General features: G+C 47.5%; 7 protein-coding genes and 1 pseudogene. All 8 read right to left on the bottom strand.

The window, feature by feature from the left end:
• Window positions 1-14 precede the first annotated feature (14 nt).
• Complete coding sequence (locus IPP66_14115) at window positions 15-1,106, bottom strand: acetyl-CoA hydrolase/transferase family protein (protein MBK9926406.1); 1,092 nt, start codon at window positions 1,104-1,106, stop codon at window positions 15-17.
• Window positions 1,093-2,187, bottom strand: a complete 1,095-nt coding sequence (gene ald, locus IPP66_14110; GenBank protein ID MBK9926405.1) for an alanine dehydrogenase — start codon at window positions 2,185-2,187, stop codon at window positions 1,093-1,095. Before ald ends, IPP66_14115 begins: the two co-directional genes overlap by 14 nt.
• Before the next feature lie 57 nt (window positions 2,188-2,244).
• Window positions 2,245-3,448 (bottom strand): annotated as a pseudogene (gene rocD / locus IPP66_14105) (ornithine--oxo-acid transaminase).
• 59 nt (window positions 3,449-3,507) lie between these two features.
• Window positions 3,508-4,431, bottom strand: a complete 924-nt coding sequence (argF, locus tag IPP66_14100) for an ornithine carbamoyltransferase (GenBank protein MBK9926404.1) — start codon at window positions 4,429-4,431, stop codon at window positions 3,508-3,510.
• Window positions 4,432-4,726: 295 nt separating this feature from the next.
• Entirely contained in the window at window positions 4,727-5,092 is a 366-nt protein-coding gene (locus IPP66_14095; GenBank protein MBK9926403.1) for a hypothetical protein, read from the bottom strand.
• A gap of 103 nt (window positions 5,093-5,195) precedes the next feature.
• On the bottom strand, window positions 5,196-5,945 hold the full coding sequence (locus IPP66_14090; GenBank protein MBK9926402.1) for a hypothetical protein: 750 nt from the start codon (window positions 5,943-5,945) through the stop codon (window positions 5,196-5,198).
• Between the two features lie 175 nt (window positions 5,946-6,120).
• The gene (locus IPP66_14085) at window positions 6,121-6,504 is read right to left on the bottom strand and encodes a hypothetical protein (protein MBK9926401.1); all 384 of its coding nucleotides are present in this window, start codon (window positions 6,502-6,504) and stop codon (window positions 6,121-6,123) included.
• Between the two features lie 89 nt (window positions 6,505-6,593).
• Window positions 6,594-13,949, bottom strand: a complete 7,356-nt coding sequence (locus IPP66_14080) for a DUF11 domain-containing protein (GenBank protein MBK9926400.1) — start codon at window positions 13,947-13,949, stop codon at window positions 6,594-6,596.
• Window positions 13,950-14,119: the final 170 nt, after the last annotated feature.

The following is a 14,119-nucleotide window of genomic DNA, read 5'->3' as shown; positions in this document are numbered from 1 at the left end:
GGCTTTGTTAAAGCCTATATGTAATGCAATGTTTTTGCCTGTTTCTCAAGATCAGCACGGAAATCGGGATGGGCGACATTGATCAACTGATGTGCACGTTGACGGATGGTCTTGCCATACAGATCAGCCACACCATATTCGGTCACTACATAACGGACATGGTTGCGAGTGGTCACAACTCCAGCACCTTGCTTAAGCATGGCCGCGATACGGGTAATGAGTGTACCATCCTTGAGTTTTGTGGTGCTTGGCAAGGCAATGATGGGAACACCATCTTTGGAACGAGAAAACATGAACCCTGCAATGATCTTGCCCGGATGCAGGGACTTACGCGCGTTGGTCAATATCCCGGCATTGACCAGTTCGATCACACCGTCTGAGAACAACTCACTATGAACACCCAGGTCTTTCTTGTGGTGCAAATACTTTAACACAGCATCGGGAATCGCACCAATACCCAATTGCATAGTAGCGCCGTCTGGGATCAAATCCGCAATATAGCCTGCGATCTTTTCGACCACATCGGAATTTCCCTCGTCAGACATTTGCATTTCGGGGATCGGGTAATCCACAGGGACGATGTGGTGCAAACGGCTGACGTGGATGAACGAATCGCCCAATGTGCGAGGCATCTGCTGATTGACCTCGGCAATGATGATCTTCGCCGATTCAGCCGGGGACTTGGTGAGACCCACTTCCACACCCAAACTGCAAAAGCCATGCTCATCAGGTGGCGAGACGTGAATAATCGCCACATCCAATGGCAGGACACCACGTTTGAACAGGAGCGGGAATTCAGAAAGGAGAACGGGGGTGAAATCTGCACGCCCCTCCTGCACTGCGGCACGGACGTTGTGACTGATGAACAACGTGTTGACACGCAGATGGCCTTCCATGTCTGGCTTGACATAGTCGGCAGGCCCGATGGTCAATGCCTGACAAATTTCCACATTTTCAAGGTTCGGAGCATACTCAACCAAAGCGGCGAGTACCTTCTGAGGGACAGACACATTGCCGGTGAGAAAGATGCGATTTCCAGATTTGATATTGCAAACAGCATCCTGTGCAGATGTGATGCGCGATTGATAAATACTATTCCAGTCCATTGGCACCCTCCTCAAGAAGGTTCAAATGAACGAGTTTTCCATTGTGCGTATTGACGCCTAACTCAAGCGCCGGGTCAGCCGCGATCGCGGCATCAACACCTTTATTGGCAATCTCAAGGATATACGGTACTGCGGCATTGACAAAGGCATGTGTAGCAGTACGCGCCACAACGCTCGGCATGTTGGGCACACAATAATGAATCACACCTTCTTCCACATACGTGGGAAGCTCATGCGTAGTCGGGCGTGATGTTTCGAAACAACCACCTTGATCTATGCTCACGTCAATGATGACGGAGCGCGGCTTCATGTTCTGCACCATCTCGCGAGTGACAACGATGGGAGAACGTTGACCCGTGATCAAGACAGCGCCAACAACCACATCGGCGTATGCAGTGGACTTTTCAATATTGCGTTTGGTCGAGAACTTGGTCACGATACCCGGAATATCCTCATGGAGTTTCTGTAAACTGGAAAGCTGAGCGCCGATCACTGTCACTTGCGCACCCAGGCCTACGAACGCTTTGGCCGCATACCGCGCCACCACACCGCTTCCCAAGATCACAACTTCGGCAGGAGGCACGCCCGGAATACCGCCGAGCAAGATACCATTTCCGCCGCGATTATTTTGAAGCAAACGAGCCGCGATGGTCGGAGCCATGCTTCCGCCAATTTCGCTGAACGGGCGTAGAACAGGCAAAGAGCCATCTGCCAACTGGATCTGTTCATACGCAATGGACGTCACTTTCTTTTCAAGCAGAACATCCACTTTATCACGGCGCGAGGAAGCCAGATGCAACAAGCCCGCCACTATGGTTCCGGGGCGCAACCAATCCAACTCGCTTTTGGTGGGGCGCGCGACTTTCAACAACATATCAGCGCGCGCAAACACTTCATCGGATGAATAAGAGATTCGCGCACCTGCACTCTCATATTCTTGATCACTGAAACCTGCACCCACACCCGCCTCATGCTCAACATATACTGGATGCCCATGTTGAACCAACATCTCTACACCGGCAGGTGAAAGGCCCACACGATACTCAAACGGACGCGTTTCTTTCGGTATTCCAATGTTCATGGTCGAACCTCCATACCAGACTTCCGAAGTCTCTATGGCTTCGGAAGTCTATGATTACTATTTCGTGTTCAACACATCGCGAATGGACGGTAACGCCCAATCGATCGTTTCTTTGTCAATCACAAGCGGCGGCGCAAAGCGGATAACGTGGTCATGTGTCTCTTTGGCAAGGATGCCTTTCTCTTGCAGCGCTTCACAAAAACGACGCGCACCACCAGCTTCAGGCTTCAACTCGACGCCGATCAATAGCCCTTTGCCTCGCACTTCTTTCACATGCGGACTGGGGATCTCGGACAGTTGCTCGATGAAGTATTCGCCCAACTGTTGCGCTCTTTCTGCCAATCGTTCTTCCCGGATCACTCTTAACGAAGCTCTGGCTACTGCGGCCCCAAGTGGATTCCCGCCGAAAGTGGACCCATGTTCGCCGGGCTTGAACAAGCCGAGAATGGCTTTATCAGCCAGCACAGCCGAAACGGGATAAAAGCCTCCAGCCAAAGCCTTGCCCACGATCACAACGTCAGCGCGGACATCTTCATGTTGAGTGGCAAACAGCTTCCCCGTGCGGGCAAGACCCGTTTGAATTTCATCCGCCATAAAAAGCACGTTATTTCTTTTTGCAAATGTTAGCCACTTGCTTTAAATATCCAGCCGGAGGGATGATGACACCGGCCTCGCCTTGAATCGGCTCGATCAACACGGCCGCGGTGTTGGGCGTGATGGCTTTTTCAATGGCATCAGCAGAGCCATATTTCACGATGACGAAGCCCGGCGTGAACGGACCAAAGTCATCACGATACAACGGTTCGGTGGAAAAACTGACGATGGAGATCGTGCGCCCGTGGAAGTTGCCTTCGGCGATGATGATCTCGGCCTGATGGCGCGGCACGCCTTTGACCTGATAGGCCCACTTACGCGCCAGCTTGAGCGCCGTTTCCACGGCCTCTGCCCCACTGTTCATGGGCAGGGACATTTCGTAGCCGGTCATCTCGGAGAGTTCTTTGTAAAGGAGCGGCAACTGGTCGTTGCGAAAAGCGCGCGAGGTGAGCGTAACCTTCTTTGCCTGTTCGAGCAGTGCATTCAAAATGTCAGGGTGCACATGTCCCTGATTGACTGCGGAGTAGGAGGAAAGACAATCGAGATATTTCTTCCCGTCCACATCATAGACCCAAACCCCTTCTGCCCTTTCAATGACAACATTCAAAGGGTGATAATTGTGTGCGCCGTATTGTTCCTCTAAAGCGATAAAGTCTTTTGTGTTCATTTTTACCTAATATAATTTTTCCGTAGGGGCAGGTCTGAGACCTGCCCCTACAAAACGATTTACGCCACACCAAATAATCTAGCCAGAATCGCCTTCTGCGCATGGAGGCGATTATGCGCCTGCGGGAAGATGACTGAATGCGGACCGTCGGCCACATCATCGGTCAATTCTTGATTGCGATGCGCAGGCAAACAATGCATGACAATGGCATCCTTATCCGCTTCGCCCACCAACTTGGCATTGACCTGATACGGCGGGAAGACCTTCTCGCGTTTGGCGGTTTCTTCTTCCTGTCCCATCGAAGTCCATGTATCGGTGTAGATCACATGTGCCCCTTTGACTGCCTCATGCGGGTCACGCAGGAACGCAAGCTTGACGCCGGTCTCTTCGGAAATATCCTTGGCAATGCCTACAGCTTTCGGGTTCAGGTCATAGCCTTCAGGATTTGCAATGGTAAAGTTCCAGCCGAGTTTCGCAGAGACGTGCATCAGCGAAACAGCGACGTTATTCGCGTCACCCACATACGTGACGTTCAGTCCTTTGGCCTTGCCAAACTTCTCTTGAATGGTCAACGCATCGGCCATGGCCTGGCAGGGATGGTTGTAATCGCTCAGACCGTTGACCACGGGAATCTCAGACCACTTCGCCAGTTCCAGTACATGATTATGATCAAAGACGCGCGCCATCAAGCCTTGGACATATCCCGACAAGACCCGTGCAATATCCGCAATGGATTCGCGCTTGCCGAGGCCGATCTCGCTCGGGGAAAGATAAAGAGCATCGCCGCCGCAATGACGCATCGCCATATCGAACGAGACGCGCGTCCGTAGGCTGGGCTTCTGGAAGATCATGCCCAGTACCTTGCCTTTGAAAATAGGCGCATTGCCCTTCTCAAAATGTTCCTTTTTTAACTGGATTGCCACATCGAGCAATTCCTGAACTTCCCCTGATGTTAGATCTGATACTGCGAGAAAGTGCTTCATTCCAACTCCTTCGGACAAAAGATAAGTATAGTGGGATTAGTCGATTTTGGCCTGTGAATATCGTCACTCGTTGCACGTGACACGGCGCCAGACCGGGAGCAATGGCAGACAAAAGAAAAACAGCGCCTACAGGCGCTGTTAATCTTATCATCCCTAAAGAATTTTCTACAACCATGTTTATCAGAAAGGGTAGTATCATTATTTACCTACAATGACTCCGCTGGTCAATATAGGTTCTAACCCAAACACAGATGGGAGAAACATCCCGTCACCATAAGTTTATCTTACAATCGCATTAAAGAGAACTTGTATTCGCACCATCTCTTAAAAAGTATCCATAAATTAATGCGGCCAAACTAGGTAGTCCTAAAGCAAGGCTGAAATACTTTAAGTCAATAAACAAGGCCGAAAGTCCACAAGCAAGAAATACATTTACGAGATTTAAAAACATAAAACGCTGTCTCAGCGCTGTCTGCTTCGACAAATCTGATAACCTATTAGCATCAATCAACCTAGTTGCCAACAATATAATGTTATACGGCAATATCAATACAACAAGACGAACCCCAATGCTCCTAATTAAAGGGGAAAATTCAACAAATGTAAAAATTATTATCCAACCAATAACTGCACCAAAAAACAATACATTTTGAGACTTCATATTACCATCCTATGGAGTAGAATTAAGTATATTCCATGAATTTTGAAGATTTTGGTTTGCGCTTTCTAATTCGCCAACTGCATTCCCGTAATCCATTCCTGCTTTATATGCAGCACCACCTGCTACAAGCCCCCCCCCCCACTGCTCCTATTACCTGTGGTATTCCAACTGGGGCACCAACAACAGTAGCTGTTTCCAAAGTACCTGCTAAAGCAACAACAACAGCCGTGATAGTAGCAACAGTAAGAGCCCCAAATTCAATACTGGACGAAAACATTGCTTCTTTGGCGGCTTTCCTTTTATCAGCATTTTGCTCAAACATAATCAAATTTTGATAAAGTGTCCCATTATTTTGTGCTTCATTCAAGTTAATTACTTGATAAGTACCATAATAGTTTAGGATTGCAACACCTACATCTGGGTAAATATCATATCCGACATCTGAATCGCCTCCTGATATCGTGTCATCTGTCGGTATACACAAGCCCGAACATTTTCCGCCATTATTGTTGTTACCTCCTCCATCGTCATTGTTATCAGGGGTTCCTCCGTCTTTACCTTTTCCCCAAGTGGACGTGAAGTCTGCCTCTGGGTGTTTGTTGACATACTCAATACAGGCTGGGTTTCCACCACAGGTGCTATAAGGATCATGTCCAGTCGGATCAATATAGTTTAGCGGGGAATTTCTAACATATGAAAAGCGATTCAGGTCTTGCGGATTGTATAGGTTCGGTACGATTGTATCGGCACTGAGGAAGCGTCCCAGTTTTGGCGAGTAGAATCTTGCGCCATAATTGTAGATGCCCAGTCCAGCCATCTCCTGTTGGCCTGTGAACAGCTTATCGGTGAACATGGTCCCTGTGGTGAGACGAGTCTCACCACAGGGATAGTACATCTTTATCTTTTATCGTTGTATAGCAATCAAGTCAACTCTAATAAACTTCCTGTAACAATCGCGCCCAAACAAATAACAAAAATAGTGAGCACATTCCGATCTTTTGATGCCATAAGATATGAACCGCCACTATTCAAGCCACCACAATCTGCAACAATAACAGTTGTAAGCCTAAACGTATAGCCGCCACAAAAAATGCCACCAGAAGGAAAACAACTATCAAGTGCCGAAATAGTGGGATCGGAAATTTGTCTCTCTCGACAAACACCTCTTTCAAGGTGGTTTTATTTTTCCACGCTGTGAATGCCGTAAGAGTCAAATATACAGGTATCATTATCAACATTGTCAATTTGGAAAATTCAAAATTAGACATGGACCAATGTGACGGAGGAGATATAGGCAACAACAGTAAAGGTATGAAATACCCTACGAAAACACCCAGTGCAATGCTAAAGTAGAGAAAAGCAATTCGAATGAACGCAAGCCATATTTTTGATAACATCGTGTAGTTTTTCATGTAGTTCTATCCTCAAAACAAATTGATACTAGGAGGCGAATCATCTTTATATTTAACAGTACGCGCGTCCTTAGGATGTTAAATTTTAGTTAGTGATCTTCAAGAAAATCATCCAGAATCACCGTTCCAAGAAAACCATAGGAATCGTGCGGTTGGTAGTATCCGCCATATTCAACTACATCAGGGAATGCTGCATCATATATGATAGCAACTTGAGTTTCACCATTTTCATAATCTGGATTCATGCCAAGCCATATTTCCGATCCCAAAACTCCTGTAGCAACGGCGTCTGCACTTAAAACTATGCCCGTTATAGTCATTGCTATACCTATACCCTTGAGAAGAGGATGTGGTGCTGAAGACAGGAGTACACCAACAATTGCTACTGGTATTCCAATACCGACTTCAATTAAACCTCCAATGTATAAATTCCCCACTAAATTTAGTGTTTCATAAGATGTAAGTGAAGCATCCTCACAAGGATATCCGTTCGCGAGGGCGCCGCATAAAACAGGGCCCGAATTTGTTGTCGGCGGATCATTTGGTTGGGGGATGCATAAGACTCCTGAACACCCTCCACCACCATCATTATCAGGTTGTGGGTCATCATCATCAGGGTCAGGTAACGGCGGCTTAGGCTTAGGCACAGGCGTGTGAGTACATTTATCACCTAGTACATCATCGCATGTCCAGTGTCCAGTGGGGTCGATATACCGCAACGGATTATTCCGTACATACGAGAAACGATTCAAATCCTGCGGGTTGTATGGGTTCGGCACGATCGTATCTGCACTGAGGAAGCGTCCCAGTTTCGGCGAATAGAATCTTGCGCCGTAATTGTAGATGCCCAGTCCAGCCATCTCTTGTTGGCCCGTAAACAGCTTATCGGTGAACATCGTCCCTGTGGTGAGGCGAGTCTCACCAAAGGGATAGTAACGTTGTTCGCCAACGACTACGCCTGTTGAATCCGTGACTACGCTGGCAGAACCAAGGTGATCTTTGAGCATATAGTACAGCGTGCTATTGATGCGCATCGCGCCGCCGGGGTAATACGTCACGGTACGGGTGACGGTTCCGCTCGAGGATTTGTCCACTTCGTAGAGTTTGCCTATATAGATGGTCTTGCTCCCGTCAGGCTTGATCTTTTTGACGAGTTCCCCGTCGCCGTTGTAAACGAATTGGGTGGTCTGTCCGCTCACAGTTACAGAGATGAGGCGGTTTTCGGCATCAAAGACCTGGGTGTAGGTCAGTCCGTTTTCGATACGTTGGGTCATATTGCCGTTGGCGTCGTAGGTGTAGGATTCGCCGCTATTAAGAGAAGTCACAGCATGTTTGTGAGCAGTGTCACCGTATGTGTAAGTGGTCAGTGCACTAAAGCTCGTAGCCGTAGGTACCGCATCTTCACCATTTCCCCAGCATTTGAGTGTACCATCCAGAATTAGTACGCACGCATGGTATGACCCAACACTCATGCCGCCTGCAACAACACCACTGGTTAATCCACTAACATCTACAGGGCTGTTATGGGCAGTTGTTGTTCCATCGCCCAGTTGATTGTAGGAATTATCGCCCCAACATTTAACACCGCCTGCATTTGTCACTGCACAAGTATGGGAATATCCTGTTGAAATAACTGCCACATTGCTGGATAAACCGCTTACATCCACAGGGGTGTTTTGATTGCCGTTACTGCCGTTCCCCAACTGGCCATTGTAATTGTTACCCCAACACTTTACTCCGCCGCTTGTGAGTAATGCACATGTATGACTCCAACCAGCGGATACTTTCTTTACACCGCTGGTCAGGCCACTCACATCCAATGGAGTGGTGCGCGCATTGGAAAGTGCACCATCGCCTACCTGTCCCTGCGCATCATTGCCCCAGCATTTCACTCCGCCAGTGGCCAGCAAGGCGCAGGTATGTTCTCCCCCGGCAGAAATCGCTACAACACCGCTTCCAAGTCCGCTGACCGTCACAGGACTGGTGCGATTGGTTGTTGTTCCATCTCCCAACTGTCCATTGGAATTACTACCCCAACATTTTACGGCCCCAGTCGTTGTCAATGCACAAGTGTGTTGATATCCAGCAGAGATGGCTGCTATACCACTCGTCAGGCCGCTAACATTGACCGGGGTGGCGCGGTCTGTGGTAGTACCATCGCCCAATTGCCCGGCAGTATTATCGCCCCAACATTTGACACCTCCCTGTTGAGTAAGAGCACAGGTGTATTCATAGCCTGCAGAAATGGAACTCACACCGCTGGTGAGGCCACTCACATTCACCGGCGCGGTAAGGTGATCGGTAGTAGTACCATCGCCTAACTGTCCCTGATCGTTTGCACCCCAACAGCGAACGCCAGTACTGGCAGTGAAACCACAATCATGGAAAATGCCAGAAGAGAGCGCCGTAAAGCCAGTTGTAGCAAGCATATTACCGGTAACGCTATAGTCAAACTTACGAGAATAGGGGCCGCTCACGGTTAATAAACGATTGAGCTCATCGTATGTGTAGGCTAAGGTTTCGTTGCGCGTGGCGTCGGTGATTTGACTTACATTGCCATTGGCCTGGTAGGTATAACCGAGGTGAAGCTTCGGGCTAGTTGGGGTTGTTCCACAGGTTTGCAACGCCCCTGAGTACACCCGCATTCCTGAGAGACGCTGTGTATTTGTTTCATAGCAGGATTGCTGTGTCAAACCGTTACCCAACAATTGGTCTGTTACCTGCCCCATGGCGTTGTAATGAATTTGAGAAACATAGGTATTCGTACCACTCAAGCTGGAAATTGCGCCCATGGCATTATATGAGTAGTTGAGAACTTCCGTGCTCGGCAAAGTCTGAGTTAATAACCGGCCGAACGCATCGAATGTGGCACTTAAACCATAATTCGTGCCTTCCACCGTGCGGGTTTCATTGGTCGCCTGGCCCAACACATTATAGAAATAAGTAGTAGAACCGCTGCCATCGGTCATGCCAGTGCGGCGTCCCCAACCTTCGTTGCCACTCGTTATGGCATCATATGTATAAGTGACATCCGGCGTACTATCGCATGCGCCTGGCCCTGTGTACGTTTTTCCAGTGGGGCGATTCAGGTCATCATATCCTATGGTTGTAACACAGCCACGTGCATCTGTCTGACTGGTAAGATTCCCTACTGCACTGTACCCATATCCCCACGAACCCATGTCCGGGTCGGTCATGGAATCCTTTCGCCCAAAACCGTTATAGCCAATATTGGTCACATTCCCGGATGCATCGGTCACTTTTTTAAGCAGGTCACGCACATCGTATTCATAGGTAGTTGTGCCGTATAAGGTATATGGGCCACTCCCAGTATATTCTTCCAATTTCACCAAACGCCCATAAGCATCGGTCTCTCCAACCTTTTGGTGATTATTGCGGTCAATCGTGGTGGTCCGCAATCCTGAATAACTAACTGTTTCCTGTGTGTTATCTGGGTATGTAACCAAGGATACACGGCCTAATGCATCATATCCTGTCGTCGTATGAGGAACACTTGTCCAAGTAGGTGCAAGATAACTACCCCCAGTAGCGCTCAACGTACGCGGGAGCCCTTGATACTGGGTAAGTCCCTGCGCAGTATAAGAAGTATCGTTCAGGATTAAATACCCAGTCGTTTCATATGGACTTTGGGTCTGGATCGTACGGCCAAAACCATCTACCACCTGCCAGGCTGAACGGTACACACTGGCAGTTTGATCCCATATTTCTGCTTTGACGGCAGACGGTGCACTCACAGCAAGCGGCAAACCTGCAGGAGTTGGGTAGGTATATTTGAGATTCGGGGATGTAAAACCCGGATACTTTATGGATGTAACACGTCCCAACCCATCATATGTATTAGTTGTTGTGTTACCGTTCGGGTCTGTAACCGTAAGCGGCAATCCCAATCCGTAATCATATGTGATCGTCGTCGCAGGAATTATGGGGGTGGTTTTTGACAGGGCATATGTTTTCAGAGCACTGTCATACGCACTTCCATAAGCAATATAAGCGCCAGAAGGCTGACTGCCTGTGCTACCATAGGATTTATATAGATCCGTTTCAGTGAGGTTTCCATAGGTATCATATACATACTTTGCATCAACAGTCTGCGACCCGTTAACAAGACGGCTTAGGTTAGGCTTATTCGTTGTAGGTGTTCCTACACCTGGCAAATTGCCGTTGTAACCGTATTCCTGTTGGGAAAGAACTGCACCAGTTGCATCTTTGACAGTACGGCGAGCCACTGTGTCCAGTATCCAAACCGAGGGGGATGTGTTGGTCACATATTCGTAATCTATCCTGCGGTAAAGATTATTTGCGCCATCCTCTTGTTGTTCGGTAATCATATTACCGGTATTAAAATTCCACCCATACCCAGTACGGTGCGTCAGAACCAGACTTGTAGTATATACGAACTCCTCTACATAGAGTGGACTTACAAACATGACCCCGTCCCATGGAGATCCGGGGTATCCGGTTACCCATGTACCCGAATATTGGGTATGGGTTTTTTTCAAGGTTGTACCGGATCCATTCTGATAAAGCGTTTCGGGTTCACTTCCGGAGAAACCTTCACTCGTAGAGAATTTATGAACTGTTTTTGCAAGAATTGCCGAGAGATCAAATGCCAGGTTCGTTGCCGTGGTTTGTCCATATCCAATTAATTCACCGGTATTACTCGCGTTACACCACCCGGCCGTCCTGTCACTGTAGCAAGGCGTACTATAGGCAAAGGTAGTCCTCATGGGGTTGGTATTGATGCTATCGGTAACATCAAGGGTTGTCACATTCCAGTTGTACCAGGATGTATATGGCCGCCCATCATCGGCATAGGAATAGGATGTGATGCTCCCCGAACCGTTTGAGATGCTTGCCAAGCGTGGATATGCCCACTCATTCGAATTAGACCCATTAGCAGCACGGTTATTCTTGTCTACATAGCCAAGGACAATTGTCGGAGCTGAAGTAGTCACAACCGGCGAACCGGTCGAACTGCCAGTCATTGCTATAGAAGTGAGGGTTGTTGTTTGCCAATTCACAACCGGCAAACCGTCACTGTAGGAACGAATTGTATACCCCAAGTCATAGGTACGAATAACCGTTGAGCCATATTTGACATCGATCCGATCAAGGCGTTGCGTATCCCAATTATCCCATGCGGTCTGGGTTGCAGGCACATCGTTTGTTCCGCGGCTTTCAAGCACAAATTTTACAGAATATCCCTCTATGGGTGCTCCCGAGGTATGTTTTGTATAAGCGATCGTATCAATATAACTTGCACGGTCATAATTGGTGCTGGTTCCCGACACCAATCGGTTTTCTTCGGAATAGCTATAAGTCATCTGGTTGCCATATACATCGGTCACCTGATCGGCACGCCAACGCAACGCCACTACATTGGGTTCATTCCCTGCATAACCAAGTGTAGCCCACGCGCCGGTTGGTGGATTAGTACCAGGATAACCCTTCATAGCAGCAAGCTGTTCAGCATTAGCATTCCATCCAAGACGCCAACGGGTGCCATCCTTTTCTACAACCTCCCACCATTCACCTGTTGCATTACTGGTGCTTGGGCTACCCAAAACGTCATTGTGACGTTGGATATACATAAAACTTTCCCTTTTGGTGTGATAACGTCCGGGTGTTACATCGTTAGGAATAAGCTCATAGCCTGTACCATTCAGCAGGAGAACAAATTTATCTTCATAGCCATATGAGCCACTACCGCATACAGTACCACAATCACCAGTGGTAATCTTGCGAGCAATCTCGGCAGTGTCAATGTTCCAACCCATGCCTACCCAAGGTGCCTGCACATCACCCAACACCCCATCGACAGAACCGCTCGAGTATGACAACGTTAGTGAAGGCTCCATGCCATTTCTGCCCGGAGGTGTCCACAGGGGTATGGAATACTTGGAACGTCCTGTAAATAGTGTAGGATATGCATTATCAAACAATAATATATTAGCGCTGTTCTGCGGGAAAGATGATCCAAAACCAATGCCCCATGTTGAAAAGTGTGTGATCTCAGCAGTGACCTGATTAGCCTCGCGGTCTATGGATTTCAGAGGTACTCGCACCCAAGTATTGGATGCTTCGTCTAAAGTAACAAGATAAGGCACAGTATCAGCAGTAAGCGTTGCAAGGTCTGCAAGTCCGTCAAAAGAAACAGTGAGTTCCACCGGTTCTTTGAATTTAGCTTCCTCTGTTTTTAATGATATGATGCGATCTTTTTCTTTTGAAAATTTCTTTTCTTTATCAGGGGTAGGTGTAACAATGTGCAAAGGATCGGGCGTTGACGTTAAAATGCCATCTGCAATGTCTTTGACCGTATCAGATGACTGATCAGGAACAGAAATATTATCCTGGAGAGAGTCGCCGCCCGTATTTAATGGGCTCAAAAGTTGTACACTGCTCATCTGGGGAGAACGTAACTGAAGCTCAAACATCAACCATGGTTGCCCATCTTTCGTGGGCTGTGATTTTGATTTGAGATCCTGAATGGCTACAACCTTTCTTGCATCGACGCTATTTTTCGGAAATTTGACTTTTACATGTCCATTAAGACCAAGGGCTTCTCCACCTTCGGCATCCAGAGTACTTAATGAACTATCTGTGTCAACAAGTGAAAAAGTTGCTTCAGCAGTAAGAGGATCTATCAATCCATCAGCAATTAAATTTGCTGAATCGATAAATTGAGACCCAAGCATATCTGAACTCACAACAGCTGTATATTTAATGGTCAGGCTTTCGCCAACATCCAAGGTAATTCCGTCATGTTGGGAGATGTCCGTTTTACTTTTCACTACCAGAGTGCGGGTCTTCGAATTAAAAGCGATATTTGGGGTGCTGCTTTTTATGTTATTAAACATATCCGGAATTACATTTGAAAACTGGACGCCTGTTGCAGGCAATTGGCCGGTATTCAAAACTTCTAACGTAAAAGTCACCGTACCGCCAGGTGTCACTTGTTCTGGCTGGGCCGTAAAATTAAAGTAGAGCGATGGCACGTTACCTGAGGTTGTCGATATACTACCAGGAGTAGATGTCCCCATTGGAGTTAATGTATCCGTCTGCACCGAGGAAGGATTAAGTGTTTCAGTCACTGTTGGAGTAACATCAAAAGTCGGAGTAACGTCAGTTATAGGAGAGGAAGCCTGCGTCAACTCCGGCAGAGGAGTCTCAGTCATAGTTGGCGAAACAGTTGCAGTCGCCGTTGGTTTATTGGAAACAAGATCAAATAATAAATGTGATGTGATGTTAGCAATTACACCACCACCTTTTTTATGTTCAGATATAACAATAGACGATTCATCAGTCTGACTATTATCAGTCACAGACATTGCAAGTGCAGGTATTGGAACAACAGCATTGAATATCATGACAACAATTAACAAAACACTAAATACGATTTCTTTTTTAGGCTTTATAGCAAACATAGATCCTCCTGATTTGTCTGCAACCAGTAACGTGCCCCTGATTGTGTCGAAATTTATGTTATGAAAGTTTGTGCATGGGATTTTCCCCCAAGCAAATTCAATGCTTGCATTCTAATCTTCCCTTCAGTTATTTGTCAAGACAAACTTGCGTTATGCATTCTTGACTCTCT

It is taken from the genome of Candidatus Defluviilinea proxima (genome assembly GCA_016721115.1).
Classification (GTDB): domain Bacteria; phylum Chloroflexota; class Anaerolineae; order Anaerolineales; family Villigracilaceae; genus Defluviilinea; species Defluviilinea proxima.
The sequence above is the reverse complement of the archived record's forward strand: the minus strand, read 5'-3'. Positions and strand labels throughout refer to the sequence as shown.

Bases quoted from the DNA above. Each gene is read 5' to 3' on its own strand.
- IPP66_14115 (MBK9926406.1), bottom strand. From the start codon at position 1,106: ATGGACTGGAATAGTATTTATCAATCGCGCATCACATCTGCACAGGAT.
- ald (MBK9926405.1), bottom strand. From the start codon at position 2,187: ATGAACATTGGAATACCGAAAGAAACGCGTCCGTTTGAGTATCGTGTG.
- argF (MBK9926404.1), bottom strand. From the start codon at position 4,431: ATGAAGCACTTTCTCGCAGTATCAGATCTAACATCAGGGGAAGTTCAG.
- IPP66_14095 (MBK9926403.1), bottom strand. From the start codon at position 5,092: ATGAAGTCTCAAAATGTATTGTTTTTTGGTGCAGTTATTGGTTGGATA.
- IPP66_14090 (MBK9926402.1), bottom strand. From the start codon at position 5,945: ATGTTCACCGATAAGCTGTTCACAGGCCAACAGGAGATGGCTGGACTG.
- IPP66_14085 (MBK9926401.1), bottom strand. From the start codon at position 6,504: ATGAAAAACTACACGATGTTATCAAAAATATGGCTTGCGTTCATTCGA.
- IPP66_14080 (MBK9926400.1), bottom strand. From the start codon at position 13,949: ATGTTTGCTATAAAGCCTAAAAAAGAAATCGTATTTAGTGTTTTGTTA.